At 65.8% G+C, this 15,099-nt stretch carries 20 protein-coding genes; 6 read left to right on the top strand and 14 right to left on the bottom strand.

All coding sequences use genetic code 11. The features are described from left to right. Positions 1-15: 15 nt before the first annotated feature. The 12 genes from K0O62_RS02445 to K0O62_RS02395 all read right to left on the bottom strand — a co-directional run bounded on the left by K0O62_RS02445 (position 16) and on the right by K0O62_RS02395 (position 9,905). Positions 16-1,176: a cytochrome P450 gene (locus tag K0O62_RS02445; RefSeq protein ID WP_073855524.1), complete on the bottom strand. Its 1,161-nt coding sequence runs from the start codon at positions 1,174-1,176 to the stop codon at positions 16-18. Continuing rightward, positions 1,173-2,222 (bottom strand): NAD(P)H-dependent amine dehydrogenase family protein, encoded by a 1,050-nt coding sequence (locus tag K0O62_RS02440; protein ID WP_073855523.1) that lies wholly within the window; start codon positions 2,220-2,222, stop codon positions 1,173-1,175. Before K0O62_RS02440 ends, K0O62_RS02445 begins: the two co-directional genes overlap by 4 nt. After that, on the bottom strand, positions 2,219-3,292 hold the full coding sequence (locus K0O62_RS02435; protein ID WP_079244073.1) for an NAD(P)H-dependent amine dehydrogenase family protein: 1,074 nt from the start codon (positions 3,290-3,292) through the stop codon (positions 2,219-2,221). Before K0O62_RS02435 ends, K0O62_RS02440 begins: the two co-directional genes overlap by 4 nt. A 1-nt stretch (position 3,293) precedes the next feature. Then, positions 3,294-3,638, bottom strand: coding sequence for a hypothetical protein (locus tag K0O62_RS02430; RefSeq protein WP_372512842.1), 345 nt, complete (start codon positions 3,636-3,638; stop codon positions 3,294-3,296). A gap of 87 nt (positions 3,639-3,725) precedes the next feature. Beyond that, positions 3,726-4,454, bottom strand: a complete 729-nt coding sequence (locus tag K0O62_RS02425) for a hypothetical protein (RefSeq protein WP_372512832.1) — start codon at positions 4,452-4,454, stop codon at positions 3,726-3,728. Then, positions 4,451-4,582, bottom strand: a complete 132-nt coding sequence (locus K0O62_RS28850; protein WP_264002244.1) for a hypothetical protein — start codon at positions 4,580-4,582, stop codon at positions 4,451-4,453. The genes K0O62_RS02425 and K0O62_RS28850 overlap by 4 nt, the downstream gene beginning before the upstream one ends. Before the next feature lie 14 nt (positions 4,583-4,596). Continuing rightward, positions 4,597-5,388 (bottom strand): CbbQ/NirQ/NorQ/GpvN family protein, encoded by a 792-nt coding sequence (locus K0O62_RS02420; protein WP_073855520.1) that lies wholly within the window; start codon positions 5,386-5,388, stop codon positions 4,597-4,599. Between the two features lie 22 nt (positions 5,389-5,410). Continuing rightward, positions 5,411-6,943, bottom strand: a complete 1,533-nt coding sequence (locus K0O62_RS02415; protein WP_073855519.1) for a nitric oxide reductase activation protein NorD — start codon at positions 6,941-6,943, stop codon at positions 5,411-5,413. A gap of 142 nt (positions 6,944-7,085) precedes the next feature. Further along, positions 7,086-7,688 carry a TetR/AcrR family transcriptional regulator gene (locus K0O62_RS02410; protein ID WP_073855518.1) on the bottom strand — a complete coding sequence of 201 codons (603 nt, stop codon included), beginning with the start codon at positions 7,686-7,688 and terminating at the stop codon, positions 7,086-7,088. 195 nt (positions 7,689-7,883) lie between these two features. Next, positions 7,884-8,585: a hypothetical protein gene (locus K0O62_RS02405; protein ID WP_073855517.1), complete on the bottom strand. Its 702-nt coding sequence runs from the start codon at positions 8,583-8,585 to the stop codon at positions 7,884-7,886. 41 nt (positions 8,586-8,626) lie between these two features. Further along, positions 8,627-9,229 (bottom strand): TetR family transcriptional regulator, encoded by a 603-nt coding sequence (locus K0O62_RS02400; protein WP_073855516.1) that lies wholly within the window; start codon positions 9,227-9,229, stop codon positions 8,627-8,629. Between the two features lie 61 nt (positions 9,230-9,290). Continuing rightward, a complete protein-coding gene (locus K0O62_RS02395; protein ID WP_073855515.1) occupies positions 9,291-9,905 on the bottom strand; it encodes a TetR/AcrR family transcriptional regulator in 615 nt (204 codons plus the stop codon). A gap of 236 nt (positions 9,906-10,141) precedes the next feature. On the opposite strand from K0O62_RS02395, the gene K0O62_RS02390 reads away from it, so the two are divergent. Genes K0O62_RS02390 through K0O62_RS02370 form a run of 5 tightly spaced genes read left to right on the top strand, consistent with a single transcriptional unit; the run spans position 10,142 to position 13,220 of the window. Further along, positions 10,142-10,936 (top strand): hypothetical protein, encoded by a 795-nt coding sequence (locus tag K0O62_RS02390; protein WP_073855757.1) that lies wholly within the window; start codon positions 10,142-10,144, stop codon positions 10,934-10,936. After that, positions 10,933-11,703, top strand: coding sequence for a hypothetical protein (locus K0O62_RS02385; protein ID WP_073855514.1), 771 nt, complete (start codon positions 10,933-10,935; stop codon positions 11,701-11,703). Before K0O62_RS02390 ends, K0O62_RS02385 begins: the two co-directional genes overlap by 4 nt. Beyond that, entirely contained in the window at positions 11,700-12,320 is a 621-nt protein-coding gene (locus tag K0O62_RS02380) for a cytochrome c oxidase subunit 3 family protein (protein ID WP_073855513.1), read from the top strand. Before K0O62_RS02385 ends, K0O62_RS02380 begins: the two co-directional genes overlap by 4 nt. 1 nt (position 12,321) lies before the next feature. Then, positions 12,322-12,615 carry a cytochrome C oxidase subunit IV family protein gene (locus tag K0O62_RS02375; RefSeq protein WP_073855512.1) on the top strand — a complete coding sequence of 98 codons (294 nt, stop codon included), beginning with the start codon at positions 12,322-12,324 and terminating at the stop codon, positions 12,613-12,615. Between the two features lie 44 nt (positions 12,616-12,659). Then, on the top strand, positions 12,660-13,220 hold the full coding sequence (locus K0O62_RS02370; protein ID WP_073855756.1) for a DJ-1/PfpI/YhbO family deglycase/protease: 561 nt from the start codon (positions 12,660-12,662) through the stop codon (positions 13,218-13,220). On the opposite strand, the gene K0O62_RS02365 is transcribed toward K0O62_RS02370, so the two are convergent. Then, on the bottom strand, positions 13,217-13,837 hold the full coding sequence (locus K0O62_RS02365; RefSeq protein ID WP_073855511.1) for a TenA family protein: 621 nt from the start codon (positions 13,835-13,837) through the stop codon (positions 13,217-13,219). The genes K0O62_RS02370 and K0O62_RS02365 overlap by 4 nt on opposite strands. Then, the gene (locus K0O62_RS02360) at positions 13,834-14,418 is read right to left on the bottom strand and encodes a TenA family protein (protein ID WP_073855510.1); all 585 of its coding nucleotides are present in this window, start codon (positions 14,416-14,418) and stop codon (positions 13,834-13,836) included. Before K0O62_RS02360 ends, K0O62_RS02365 begins: the two co-directional genes overlap by 4 nt. A gap of 96 nt (positions 14,419-14,514) precedes the next feature. Between K0O62_RS02360 and K0O62_RS02355 the strand changes: the two genes are divergently transcribed. Next, on the top strand, positions 14,515-15,099 hold the full coding sequence (locus K0O62_RS02355; protein WP_073855509.1) for a TetR family transcriptional regulator: 585 nt from the start codon (positions 14,515-14,517) through the stop codon (positions 15,097-15,099).

Below are 15,099 nucleotides of genomic sequence, written 5' to 3'. Positions count from 1 at the left end.
GGATCGGAAAGTCCCTCAGTGCAGCAGCAGCGGCAGGGTGGGCAGCGTGCAGGTCGGGGACGGCCAGATGATCTCCGGGATGTACCCGGGTGCCAGCCGGAACTCCGGGATCCGGGCCAGCCATTCGCCAACCACCAGTCGCAGTTCCATACGGGCCAGGTGCGAGCCGAGGCAACGATGTGGTCCGCCGCCGAAACCCCAGTGCTTGTGCAGTTTTCCGTCCAACACGAAGTCGTCGACCGAGTGGAGGTCGGTGCCGTCGCGGTTGATGGCGCCCAGGCACAGCCGGACGTCGGCGCCGGCCGGCAAGCTCACCCCGGCGACGGTCACCGGTTGGGTGGTGACCCGGCCGACCACCGGGGCGGCGGGTTCGCGCCGGATCATCTCCTCGACGAACACCGCGACCCCCTCCGGATCGCCGCGCAGCGCCCTGCGCAGATCGGGCCGACGGGCAAGCTCCACCATTGTCGTCCCGATCGTGGAGGTGACGGTGTCCAGCCCGGCGAGCACGAAGACCATGGACAACCCGACGGCTTCGTCGTCGGTGAGCGGCTCCTCGGCGTGCAGGAGGTCCGACAGAATCCCTTCGCGCGGTTGCTCACGTTGCCGGCCGACGGCTTCGGTCAGGTAGGTGTACAGCTCGACCGCCGGAGTGAGGTCCACGCTGGACGGGTCGGTGGTGAGGCTGAACGCGATGATCGCGTCCTTCCAGCCGATGAGCCGTTCCCGGTCCTCTAGTGGCAGCCCGAACAGGGTGAGGAACACCTGCGACGGGTAGGGCGTCGCCAGATCCGCCATCACCTCACAGCTGTCGCGCGCGGCGATCTCGTCGATGATCTCGATCGCCTGGGACTGCAGCGACGGCAGCAACGCGCCCAGCGTCTGCGGGCTGAAGAACTGGTGCAGGATGCGTCGGTAGCGGGTGTGCTCGGGCGGGTCGAATCCCAACGGCACCAGCGGGACCGGACTGATCATGTCGTCGTAGGCGATGCCCGAGGAGAACACCGCCGGATTCCGCAGTGCGGCCAACACATCCTCGCGGCGGGTCAGGTAGTACCAGTCGTCGCCGCGCACCACCGGCCCGAGGCCCCGCAGCGCCGCCCAGCCGACGCCGCGGTCTCGTGTCATCGGCAGATCCTCGTAACGGATGTGCGGCAGCACGTGCGTACCGGTCATGTCCGCACCAGTCCGCGTGGCCGTATCAAGCCCAGGTCCAGGTGAGTACGCCAGCCGGGCGGACCGTCGCACACCTCGGGGATCGCGTTGATCGCGGCCATCGCCGTCCAGTCGTAACCCGGGTGCACCATCTCGCCGTCGGGCCCGCGTACTCCTCTGAGTGTCAGCTCGGTCGGTGGATCCCCGTCGATGACGATCTCGTACCGGGTCTCTCCCCAGTCCCAGGCGGGCTCGCGCTGGTCCGGGCTGCCGGCGAGATAGATCGCGTGGAAGACGATGAGCGGCCGGCCGTCGACCCACGCCGTCCATTCGTGTCGCTGGGCGGCCACGGTGCCCGGTCCGATCGCGCCCTGCTCGTGCGGTATCGGCGTCCGCGCGGTGGCCACGTCGACCTCCGCCGCGGTCACCTCGTCGATCTGTACCCCGAGTCCGTCGGCGATCATGTACATGGACTGGGCGAAGAACGGCAGGCCCAGGCCCAGGATCGTCGGTTCGGACAGGAAACGGTCGCGGTCCTTGCCGAACCCCATCCAGTCGATATGGTCCAGCGGCGCGTCCTTGAGCACGTCGACGACTTCGTAGACGTGGATGGTGTCGACCCTGCTCATCACCCGGGCCAGCGTCAGCGGCAGCAGGTCGCCCGCATAGCCGGGGTGGATGCCGCCGCCGTAGAAACTGGTGCCGCCGTCGGCGCAGGCCGCCCGGATCTGCTCCGCCGGGGCCGCGAAATCCGCTGAGGGATGGAAGAATCCGCTGGTGGTCACCACATTCTTCCCGGAGCGCAGCAGCCGGCACACGGTGTCGACGTCCATGATCACCGGCGTGTAGAAAACGCAGTCGGCGTCCAGGGCGACCATCGCGTCGAGGTCGTCGGTGGCGATCACGCCGGTCGGTGCGATGCCGGCGATGTCACCGGCGTCCCTGCCGACCTTGTCCGGTGTGTGCACCAGGACGCCGACGAGGTCGTACACCGGGTTCTGCGCGAAGTGCCGGATACCGACCTGACCGACATCACCGGTCATCCACTGGATCACCCGGTAGGTCATGGCCGAGTCCCCTTCGACAGCACACCGCGGCCGACGATGGTGGGCAGATCGAGGAAGGTGCGGATGCCCGGTGCAGCCGCACAGACCAGGGCGACGGCGTGTACCGCGTGCATGGCGGTGCCCAGGCAGCCCTGGTCGGTGTCATCCTCACCGTGGGTGGCGATGCGCGATTCGAGCACCATCGACGGCAATCCCTCGACGGTGATCTTCCAGCCGCGCCCGTTGGGCCAGTGCGGGGCCTGCTCGGCACCGATGCGGGTGATGTGTTCCACCGTCAGCGCCCGCCGGCCATCGATCACCGCGGTGTAGGAAAACCGTTGCGCGGCGACGGTTCCGGCCTCGATGCGCCCCGCCTTGATCTCGATCGGCTTGTCGGTCACGGCGACTTCGCGTTCCCAGATGTAGTCCTCGATGGTGGCACCGAGCCCCTCGGCCAGCAGCATCAGCGGCGCCTTGAAGGACAAACCACCGATGGCTGCCTCGTCCATCGGCACCCGCTCGCCGGGTGGTTTGCCGAACCCCATCACGTCGAACAGCACGAACGGCACGTTGTAGGTGGTGTAGTCCATCAACTCCTGCACCAGCAGCGAGTCGATGCGCCGGAACAGACCCGACATCGTGAGTGGCAACACCTCGGCCGCCCAGCCCGGTTGGATTCCGGTGGCGTGGAAGGAACTCTGTCCTTCGCGGCACGCAGTTTCGAGGCGATCCACCGCTTCCTGGCCGACGCTGGCCGGGTAGATCCAGGCGGTGACGGCGGTGGACACCACGTTCTTACCCGAGGCCAACAGCCGACAGATGTCGTCGAGCGCGGCCGGCGGATTCCACTCCCCCTCCGCCATGTAGAGCACGCAGTCGGCGTCGAGGGCGAGGATCTCTTCGGTATCGGCGGTGGCGATCACCCCGGTTGCGCCGATCCCGCAGACCTCGCCGACATCCCGGCCGGCCTTGTCCTCGTTGTAGACCCGGGCGCCGACCAGCTCGAGGTCAGGATGCTCATGTACGGCGGCGACGGCGTGGCTGCCGACATTGCCGGTGGCCCACTGGATCACACGTAGTCGATCGGACACCTCAGCCGCCCTGCTGTTGTTCGGCCAGCTTTGCCTGGCGGGCCTCGTACCGGTCGACGAGTTCGCGGAATCCGAGCCGGTCGTACTGCGGGATCGGCTGAACACCCCAGATGTCGCGGGCGGTGTCCTTGCCCTCCGCACCCTCCGGCGGGCCCAGCGGCGGGTACGGGAACTTGCACTCCAATGCGTCATCGGAGTAGCGCACCTTCAACAGCTCGCTGCAGATCTGGGTGAGGCTCAACGTCGGGTACCCGTAGTAGACCGCCATGAACGGCAGGGTGAAGGCGCCCTCGATGACGAGAGCGACAAGGCAGACGAAGACCGCCCGCTTGATGTACTTGTGCATGCGCGCGTAGTAGGGCGTGGTGCCCGGCGGCAGGTTCTCGGCGGCGTCTTCGGTCGTGTCGGTGGGTGTGGTCACGGTATCGCTCCTTCAGTCCGTGAATATTTCGCGGTTGACCGTGTGCAGATACGGGATCGCGAGGAAGGGGGTGATGTAGAAGATGTCGTAGAGCCACCAGCCGATGACCGGGAAGATGACGCCGGCGTAGCGGACGTCGGCGAACATGGTCATGTTGAAGACGTAGATCGCCCAGATCACCACACCCATCCAGCAGGTGACGATCATCCACTGGTGCCCCCAGCGCTTCATCTGCAGGAACCCGATGGCCGCGGCGCACCGCATCGCGAAGACGGTGATGATCATGCCGAGCACCATCGATTTCTCACCGGGCCCGGAGGCGCCGCCGACCCACATCTCGTTGTAATGCCAGAAGTACCCGGCATCGAACATGTGGCCCCAGCCGATCATCAGCACCCGGTTGATCAGGGTGTGGTTGGCGACCAGGTCCAAGGACCAGCCGAGGCTGTTGAGCATGCCGTCGATGAGCACCAGGTAACCGATGAGGGTGACGATCATCGGACGCACCGACAGGCCCGCGAGCTGGGCTTGGCGCTGCAGCCACACACCGCGCATGAAGATCGGGAAGCCGATGAGTCCGGGCACCCACATCCCCATCAGCGCGGCGCCGACGATCAACCATTTATCGGCCCGGCGTTGGGCGGCCTTGGAGGCGTCATGATGATCTTCCAGACTGACTGATCCGCTGCGGTTCTCAGCCGGTTTGTCGTTGCCCTTACGACCGAGTAACGGCACGTTCACAGGTACCACCAGCCACGTTCGAAGGACATGTACAGCTGGATGAGGAACATCACCAGCAGATAGCCGTAGACGACGATCTGGAACACGATGAGTGCCCGTTTACGCTTCTTCTCTTTCTGATCGACCATGTCGAAATCCCTTCCTAGAGAGTGTCGGAGGTGAGGAGGCCGGCCGCGGCCACTTCGCGCAGCCCTTCGCTGATGGCGCCGTCGGTACTCAGCGGCGCGAGAATGCAGGCCTCGGCGGCTTCCAGCTCACCCGCACCTGCGGCAATCAATTGGGCCGCGGTGACCAGCACCCGGGTCGACGGCGGTTCGAAATGGAATGCCTCGTCCGCGGTGCGGATCGCGATGGCGCACTGCACGAGCCGCTGCGCCGCCGCGAGGTCGATGCCGGTCTCCGAGACGACCGCGGCGGCCTCCTGTTCGGGCGGCAGGTAGCCCATCGGCAGGGTGACAAAGCGTTGCCGGAAGGACGGTTTGAGCTCCTTGAGAGAGCTCCGGTAGGCCGGGTTGTAGGAGCACACCACCATGAATTCATCCGGCGCCTGCACGATTTCGTCGGACCGGTCCAGATACAGGGTGCGCCGGTGGTCGGTCAGCGAATGCAGGATCGCCAGCGAGTCGTGCCGCGCCTCGACGACCTCGTCGAGGTAGCAGATCGCTCCGTTCTTGACGGCCCGGGTGAGCGGGCCGTCGGTCCAGATGACGTCGCCACCGGTGACCATGAAGCGACCGACCAGATCCGAGCTGGTGAGGTCGTCATGGCAGCTGATGGTGACGACGGGCCGGCCCAGCAGCGATCCCATGTGCTCGACGAACCGGGTCTTGCCGCACCCGGTCGGACCGGTGAGCATGACCGGGATCTTGCGGGTGTAGGCCTGTTCGAAGAGCTGTACCTCGTTGCCGCTGGCGTAGTAGGTGTCGCTACTCATCTGACTTCCTCTGATTCGGTGGTCATGCGCTGACCAACTCACGGTGGACATGGGCGAGCACGCGAGGCAGGTCCTCGACGCGCCGGATTCGTTGTGATCGACGGGGTCCGAACACCTCGGGTAGCGGGTCCACCCGGGCGGGCCCCACTCCGACGTAGTAGACGGAAACGCCGGCATCGTTGGCCTCCTCGACGGCGTGCGCCGCGTCGGCCCAGGCGTAGCGACCCTCGTAGCCTTCGTCGGAGATCATTCCGTCGCCGATGATGATGAGCAGTCGCCGTTCGGACGGTTGCCCCAGCAGCCGACTGGTCAGGTGCCGGATCGGCGCGCCGAGTCGGGTGTACCCGCCGGTGGACAGGCCCAGCCCGCTGGGCGGTACGAAGCGCAGTTCCGGAAAGTCTTTGAGGCAGCGCACTTCCACCCGGTGCCGGGTGTTTCCGGTGAACACGAAGATGCCGTGCCGTTCCCGCGCGTGGGTCATCGCCCGCGACAATGCGTCGGCGCACGCCAATTCCAGCCGGAAGACCCGCCCGCCGTGTACGCCCAGCGATGAGCTGCCGTCCAGCAACAGCGCGGTGCTGACATCGCGGTTGCTGGGCAGTAGTTCGCGGAAGAGTCGTGGTTCGCCGGCCTCCCCGGTCTGCAGGTCCACGTAGTGGCGGACATAGGAGTCGATGTCGAGGTCCGAACCGTCCTCCAGCCGGTTGGTCATGGCTCGGTGGGTGTGCTCCTGGAACCACTTCCGCAGATCGGCCGAGCCCGTCGTGGCCGCGCCGACCCGGGTGTCGCGGGCCATCTCCAGCACCGCGACGTGATCGGGCATGAAGCTCTCGGTCCAGGAGTTCCACTCCGGGTACGGAATTCCGGGCCGGTGATCCGGCGCGACGTCCATATCGTTGTCCTGGGGGCGGCTCGGCGGTGGCAGGTTCGGATTGCGGACCCCGCCGTCGCCGCCGACGGGCACCGAGTACGGCTGCGGCATCCGTTTCTGGGAGGTGGTCCAGGGCATCCGCCCGAACTGTCGACGCATCTTGTCGGCGAGTCCGTCGGGTGCGGTGAAGACCTCCGGCAGCCGGCCGATGAGTGGGTCGCACGAGACGGCGTCGTCGGTGCGGGCGAGTTCGACGGCCCGACTGATCATGGTGTGCGCGTCGGTGTCCGGATCCGTCGGTGTTAGTTCCGGTAGCACTCTGGTGAATTCGGGCATCAGTCCCGGCCAGCGGGTGGCGATCCAGCCGAGTGCCACGCCGGCTTCCACCAGGGTGAGTGCCCGCAGCTCGCGGCCCGAGAGTTCGTTGATCCGGTACTCCCCGACCCGGTCCTTGGACGCCGAGCACTGCAGTGCGACACCGCACGTCAGGGTTCGACGAGTCCAGTCCCTGCGCAGCGGCGGGTACGGGACGTGAATGAAGGTGCGCGCATGGTTGAGCCCGAATCCGCGGTGCTCGCCGGTGACCAGGCGCGCACCGAACCGGGCCTCGTCGCTCAGTGCGACCGCCGTCAGCGAACAGCTACGTTCCAGCGCCATCGCCGATGCGTCATCGAGTTCGGTCATTGCCGGTGCGCGTTCAGAACGTGCCGATATTGGAGAACATCCAGTACCAGAACCAGATGATCAGGCCGGTACCTCCCCAGGCCGCAACGTATCGCAGTACTTCCCACACATAGTCCACTTCTCGGGTCTCCTTGCTTGGGGTTCATCGGATGTGCAGGCCGCGAAGCGCCGAGGCGACCAGCTTGTCGAGCGTCGCCGCGCGGATCTCCGCGTCGTCGTTGGTGCTGAGCACGCCGTACACGCCCAGCAGGAAGAACACGGCGCTGTAGAAGGCGTCCGCCTCCGGGTGCACGGCTCCGGCCCGGCTAGCCTGTTCGATCTCACGGACCAGCAGCACGATCACGGCGCGATCGGTCCAGTCCTCGGACTCCGGCCGCGAAGGCGAAAAATGCAGGGCAAGAAGCTCTTTGAAGAGCGGGCGGCCGAACCTGCGCTCGATACCGGCGACCAGCGCGGTCACCGCGGTCAGTGCGCCGGCCAGATCGTGCGGCTCATCCAGGAACCGGGCGAAGTCGGCGGCGACGCGCGCTTCCTCGCGCCGCTCGAGCTCCAGCAGGACATGTTCCTTGGTCGGGAAGTGAAAGTAGAAGGTGCCGTGGGCAACACCCGCGGCCGCCACGATGGTGTTCACCTCGGCGCCCGCCATGCCCGCGCTCTTGAACTCGGCGATGGCGGCACCGAGGATGCGTTCCCGCGTCTGAAGACGACGGGCGTCCCGCGCGGTGGGCTTGAGCTGCTGGGTCATGATGCATTGTTTCTAGTTCACTGATTGACTCAAGTCAATGATTGAAGACCGAAAAGCGATCGCGTTCGCGCACGGGAGGCCAGTACTTGCAGCTCAGGGCACGTAGCGTGCAGGCAACGAGCAGACTGCCGGAGCGCTTCATTGAACCCAGTCACTGACTCATGTCATGTTTGTCAGGTGCCCGCGGGTGCGGTGTCAGTCCGTGAAGATCTCGCGGTTGACCGTGTGCAGGTACGGGATCGCGAGGAAGGGGGTGATGTAGAAGATGTCGTAGAGCCACCAACCGATCACCGGGAAGATGACTCCGGCATAGCGCACATCGGCATACATCGTCATGTTGAACACATAGATGACCCAGATGACCACACCCATCCAGCAGGTGACGATCATCCACTGCTGGCCCCAGCGCTTCATCTGCAGGAACCCGATACCGGCCGCGATGCGCATCGTGAAGACCGTGACGATCATGCCCACTTCCATGGCCTTCTCACCCGGCCCGGCGGCACCGCCGACCCACATCTCGTTGAAATGCCAGAAGTAGCCGGCATCGAACATGTGCCCCCAGCCGTTGAGCAACACCCGGGCCAACAGCGTATGGCTGCCGACCGTGTCGAGCGCCCACCCGACGGTGTTGATCGCCGCATCGATGATGACCAGGTAGCCCAGCAGGGTGACCATCATCGGCCGAACCGACAGCCCGTTCTGCTGGGCGCGCCGCAGCAACCAGACGCCGCGGAGAAACAGCGGCAGGCCGAAAATACCGAGCGCCGCCGTGCCGATCAGGATGCTCCCGCTGATCAGCCACTTGTCGGCCTGGCGCTGCGCCAGCCGGGACGCCTCCATATGGCCTTCGAGAGGAAGCCCACTTTGTGTCGCTGCAGCGGCGGATCTGCGCATGGCGACTGACTGTAGTCAACAAAATCGGCCACTGACAAGACTCAGGCGCCGGCGGCCACGCTGCGCAGTGTCCGCTTGACCAGATCCTTCAACAGTTCGGCGCGCATCGGGTCGTTGGTGGTGATCGCCAATGCGTAGAGGCACAACAGGAAGAACACCGCGCTGTTCATCGGATTGACCTCGGGATCCAGCTCACCGAGAACGCGGGCCTGCTCGATCCGGTCGGCCAGCAGTACCACCAAGGAGTGGTCCCCGCCGTCCTCCGAAGTGGGTCGAGTCTGAGAGAAGTGCAGGGCCAGAAAATCTTTGAAGAGCAACACACCGAGCCGGCGCTCCAGGCTGAGCACCAGTCGGACCGCCTCGGTCAACGCGGCTTCCAGATCATGATTCTTGGCCAGGAAGCGGCCGAACTGCTTGGCCATCCGGTCCTCTTCGCGGTTCTCCAACTCCAGCAGCACATGCTCCTTGGTCGGGAAGTGGAAGAAGAAGGTGCCGTGCGCCACGCCCGCGGCGGCCACGATGGCAGCGACGTCGGCCTCGGCCATCCCGGCGCGTTTGAACTCGGCGACCGCGGCGCCCATCAATCGCTCACGGGTCTGCAGGCGCTTCGTCTCGCGCGCAGACGGCCCGTTCACCGCCGCCATGGCCGCTCCGTTCCTCGTTGACTTCCCCGAAACACTATCGTGTCGGCGAGCGGCGGCAGGCTCAGCCGGCACCCGGGGGCGGCACCGCCCCGAGGCCGCGCAGATAGGTGGTGACGAGCTGGTCGATGAACGGTTCGGACATCGATTCGGGAACCGTGATCAGCAGCGCGTACAAGCCCACCAGGTAGGAGATGCCGTTGTGCAGGATGTCCGCACCGGCGGGGAGGCCACCGGCTTCCTGCGCCCGCTGCAGGTCCGATATCACGGCGACGATGAACGGGTGGTTGGCCCACTCGTTGGTCTGCACCGTCTTGGCCGAAAAGTGCAGGGCGATAAAGTCTTTGAAGAGCAGCGGACCCAGCCGGATCTTGAGTTTCTCCAGCGCGGTCACCGCGGCGACCAACGTGGCACGCACATCGTGAGGCTCGGCGAACTGGCGATCGAGTTCGGCCGCCATCCGCTCCTCTTCCCGTTTCTCCAGTTCGACCAGGACGTGCTCCTTGGTCGGGAAGTGGAAGAAGAAGGTGCCGTGCGCGACGCCCGCCGCCGTCACGATGGTGGCGATGTCGGCACCGGCCACACCGGCGCGGGTGAACTCGACAATGGCGGCTCCCAGCAGGCGCTCCCGGGTCTGGAGCCCCTTGGTGGGTCGCTTGTCGGTAGCGATCTTCGGCACGGGACCGGCACCTCGATTCGTGTCCTCGGATAACCGCGACCTTATCGCGATGGACTTCCAAACTGACTTGAATCAGGTTTTCTCTTGGCACGGACCACCCTCGCTGTTACCGTTCACCTCACAAGGTCATCCCGGATCACCCTCCATGCAAAGGACACTGGTCCGGTGATGCGGGTTTCGGACGAGCGCCCCGACAAACCGGAGCGATGCTGACTTGAGTCATATTGGAGGCCCGGGTGCAGATCCTTGAGCAGGTACAAGACCTGCCGAAAGCCGGCAACATCAGGGCCCAATGGGTCTGCCTCTGGAGTGGCCCCGCCGTGGGTCTGGTTCTCCTGGTCGCACTGGTGGCGTTCCCGGGCTTCTGGCCCCCGATGTCACCTACGCTGCCCGCCGAAGAGGTGGCCCGGTTCTACGCGGAGAACACCGCCTGGATCCGGTTCAGCCAGGTGACGTTCAATCTGTGCGGGATCATGGTGGTGCCGTTCTTCATGGTGATCGTCGCCCAGATGAAACGCATGCATGGCCAAAGCCACGTCTTCGCATATTGCTATCTGACCGCCCTGGTCAGTGGCGCAACGTTTTTCGCGCTGTCGAACATCTTCTTCCTGGTGGCGGCGTTTCGCCCGGAGCGCGATCCCGAACTGACGATGCTGCTCAACGATCTGGCCTGGATCGTTCTCATCGCCCCGATCGGCATGGTGTTCTGCCAGTTCATGCTGCTCGCGGTGGCGGTGAAGTTCGACACCGGTCCCGACCCGGTGTTTCCGCGCTGGGTCGGCACGTATTCCCTGATCACCGGGCTGGCCATGATGCCCTCGGCCTGCGCGGCGGTCTTTCAGACCGGCCCGCTGGCCTGGGACGGGCTCATATCGTTCTGGCTGCGCAACGGCGCATTCGCGGCCTTCATGATCGTGATGTTCTTCGTGCTGCGCGCCGCGGTGTTGCGGCAGGCTGTCGAGGACGGCGTGATCGCCGATCCGGGCGCCGGCGGCCCGCAGGCCGGCGTGGGGGCGCCGGCGGCCCGATGAGCATTCTGTCCCCGGACCGCTACGTCACCGCCCCGGACAAGTCGCCGGCCGGTAAGCCCGACGTCCGGTTCGTCACCTGGTTCTTCCCGGTCTGGTACGCCGCCTTCGGTGTCATCATCTGCCTGCTCGCGCGGGTGACACCGCCGCCGCGACCCGATGTCAGCGCCGCCGACAAAGTGGCCTTCGTGACCACCCATGCCTTGACGATTCAGATCGGCTTCGTCCTCCTGCTGATCCTGCTCGGGGGCGCGGCAATGACCAATGCGCTGGTGGCGTACCAGATGTCGAGGATGTCGACCGGGCCGGTGCTGGCCTATGCCTACATCGGTGGGATGGGTGTGGGCGCATTACCGGGGTTCCTGCTGGTGTCCGTCTGCTTCCTCACCGCGACCTTCCGCCCCGACCGTGATCCCGAACTCATCAGTCTGCTCTATGACCTGGGGATGTTGTCCTACAACGGTTCTCTGGGCTGCTTCAGCGCGGCGTACCTGGCGGTGGCCATCGCCGTGCTGTACGACAAGAACGAGATCTTCCCCAAGTGGTTCGCCTACCTGTCCATCTGGCAGATCGTCACCGAGGTCATCGCCACCCAGATGTTCGTGTTCCCCTCCGGCCCGTTCGCCTGGAACGGTTCGATCGCCTTCTGGGTGGCCGTCGTCATCTTCTCGATCTGGCTCGGCGCACTGATCTTCATACTCCGTAACGCGGCGGCCCGCGAAGAACCCGCGGACGCCGGTGTGGACCCCCGAGGGCTGACCGCCGGATGACACAATCTGACTCGTCGCCGACGGCGACCGCACCCGAAACCGGCCGAACCGCGCAGCCGCCGGTGCCAAGCTCCGGGCACCTACCCGGCGACATCCACATGTGGGTGATGGTGCTCGGCGACATCCTCGTTTTCTCCAGCTACTTCGTCATCTTCATGATCTACCGGAGCATGTCGCCCGAGGCATACCTGCGCGCCCAGCAGCACCTCGACGTCAATATCGGCGTCGTCAATACCGTTGTGCTGCTGACCAGCTCGTGGTTCATCGCACGCAGCGTGTTGTCCGCCCGCGCGGGTGATCACCGGCGGGCCATCCGCTTCGTCTACAGCGCCGGCGCATGTGGTGTGGTGTTCATGGCACTGAAGGGCTACGAGTGGGCGGCGAAGATCGGTGCCGGCTACACCAACTCCGACGAGTTCTTCTCCTTCTACTACGTGATCACCGGCGTGCACTTCCTGCACGTATTCATCGGGCTGATCGTGCTGGGGGTGGTGATCCGGGATCTGCGCAACCCCGCGCGCCGGCGTATCTCCATGGCCGAGGCCGGCGCGACGTACTGGCACATGGTCGATCTGTTGTGGGTCGTCATTTTCGCACTGCTGTATGTGATGAGGTGACATGACGACATCGACAACCGGTGGCACCACCACCGAACGCAAGCTGCTGTGGGCGTGGGCAGTTCTGGTCCTCATCACGGTCGGGTCCTGGTGGCTGGCTCCGGCGCACTTCACCGAGACCATGCAGCCCAGCACGAGTGTCACCGCACTGGTGCTGGTGATGATGTACGTCAAGTGCCGGATCGTCATCCGGTCCTTCATGGAGGTCAATCACGCGCCGCGGTGGCTCAAGATCGCCATGGAGAGCTGGCTGGCCGTGCTCGTGATCACGGTGTTCGCCATCTACCTGGGGTAGCTCACCCATGTTTGGGTGCGCCCGTAGCGGGCATGCCCATGGTCATGAGCGAAACACTGCACGATATGAAGGTCGCCATCCTGGCCACCGACGGCGTCGAACGCCGAGAGCTCGAGGAACCGCGCCGCGCCATCGAGGACGCCGGCGGCAGCACTGAGCTGCTGTCGCTGTCCGACGGCACGATCGCCGCACGCGACCACGACCTGGAACCGGCCGGCGAATTCACGGTGGACCGGGCGGTCGGGAAGGCCGGTGTCGACGAGTTCGACGCGTTGGTCGTGCCCGGCGGCACGGTCAACGCCGACAAGCTGCGCTCCGATGCGGCGGCGGTGGCCTTCGTCCGGGACTTCGTCAACTCCGGGCGGCCGGTCGCGGTCATCTGTCACGGGCCCTGGACGCTGGTCGAGGCCGGGGTGGCCGACGGACGCACGCTGACCTCCTACCCCAGCCTGCGCACGGATCTACGCAATGCCGGCGCCACGGTGGTCGATGAGGAGGTGGTGGTGGACGGCAACCTCATCACCAGCCGCTCCCCCGACGATCTGCCGGCCTTCAACGCGGCGATCCACGCTGCGCTCACCAAAACCGCAGCGCCGCAGGGCTAGTCCTGCGGCGTCAGCGCCGCGGTGAAGAACTGCAGTTCCAGGCGCATGGCTCGACGGTAGGCCGCCCGCAGCGCCGGGCTGTCCTCGCCGAGCTTGTCGAGCAGTCGCTCCAGCAGGGCGGCGACCTCCTCGAATCCCGGGTCGGCGTAGGTCCGCACCCACGCCGCGTAGGGGCCCGCCGCGCTCGCGTCCAGCGATCGCCCGAGGTGGGCGTACAACCGCATGCACGGTGTCATCGCCGCGCACACCACACCCAGACCCCCGGTGGCCGCGGTGGCCAGGAGGAACTCGGTGTAGGCCAGCGTCGCCGCGGCCGGTTCGACCCCGGCCATGTCGATGCCCCACTCGGCCGCGTAGGAGGCGTGCAGCCCCAACTCCTCGCGCACCCCGGCCAGCAGATCGGCGAAGGTCAGCAGCGTCTCGGTATCGGTGCTGCGCGCCAGCGCCAATGCGTATGCCCGGGCGAAGGATTCGAGGAAGAACGCGTCCTGGGCGATGTATCCGGCGAACAACCCGCGGTCCAGGGAACCGTCCCCGATTCCGCGGACGAACGGGTTGGCCTGGACCTCGGCGACGATATCGGCGTTCTCCGACCACAACTGCGCTGACAAACTCACGAGACCGGGTCCTCCTGGTCGGAATCATCGGAGGCCATGTTCCAGAAGTCCACTTCCAATCGCAGCACCTCGGCGATCAGATCCCGGTGCTCGTCGGCCGAGGCGAGTGCGCCGAGCGCATCCACGTAGCCGGCGAAGTCCGGGACGGTCCAGTGGTCGATGAACTCCCCGAAGGGAGACGTCGGGGATTTCGCCGAGGTCCACCCCAGCAGATACACCCGTTCGATCACCCACAGCGCGGTGACGGCGGCCGGGTAGGGCGCATCATCGAGACGCTGCAGCAGATTCCGGTACCGCAGAGTCGTGGGCAATGCCGGCACGTCGAGATCGAGACCGCGCACCGCGGCCTGCTCGGCGAACCAGTCCAGTTCGGCGACCAGCGCCGCGCATCCGCCGACCAGGGTGCCCTGCGCGGCGCGCGGGGCACGCGCCAGCAGCCGGGCCTGGAAGGTCAGTAGGTCAGCGACGAACAGCGCGTCCTGGCACAGCCACCGATCGAAGGCACCGTCGGTGATGGTGCCCTCGCGCACCGCGTCGAGAAACGGATGCCGAGTCGCGGCTGTCCAGAGGTCATCGGGCACGCCAGAACAGTACCGGGATGCAGCAGCGGCGCAGTGAGCACACTGGTTAGTTGACTCCGCAAGCAGTTTCCCGAACAGGTGGGGAACAATAGAGGGGTGTCGGCACCAGATAGCGCAACCAGTCTGCGGGAACGCAAGAAGATCCAGACGCGCACGGCCATTCGCCGGGCGGCCTTCGAACTGTTCACCCAGCAGGGATACGCCGATACCACGATCGATCAGATCGCCGCGGCAGCCGACGTCTCGCCGCGAACCTTCTACCGCTACTTCGGGGTCAAGGAAGCGGTGCTGCTCTCGGACCGCCACATCGGGCCGATCGTGGACGCATTCGCCAAGGCGCCCGCCGACCTGCCGATCATCGCCGCATACCGACATGCTGTCGCGGAGGTGTTCGGCGGACTGACGCCGGCCGAACGCGACGAGACCATCGCCGGGGAACGGCTGATGTACGAGGTACCCGAGGCGCGCGGCCTGGTCTACACCGAGTACGTCCGGCTGATCGGCTTGATTGCCGATGCTCTGGTCCACCGTCCCGACGCACCGTCGGATCCGCTGGAACGCCGGGTCATCGCAGGCGCGATCGTCGGGGTCCTGATCTCCGCCTCGCACGAGACACCGCTGCCGGAGGAGTCCCTGGCCGCATCCCTGACGATCCTGGAAGGAAAACTGTCCGTCCCCTGA

Origin of the sequence: Mycolicibacterium diernhoferi (assembly GCF_019456655.1) — a bacterium.
Classification (GTDB): domain Bacteria; phylum Actinomycetota; class Actinomycetes; order Mycobacteriales; family Mycobacteriaceae; genus Mycobacterium; species Mycobacterium diernhoferi.
The sequence above is the reverse complement of the archived record's forward strand: the minus strand, read 5'-3'. Positions and strand labels throughout refer to the sequence as shown.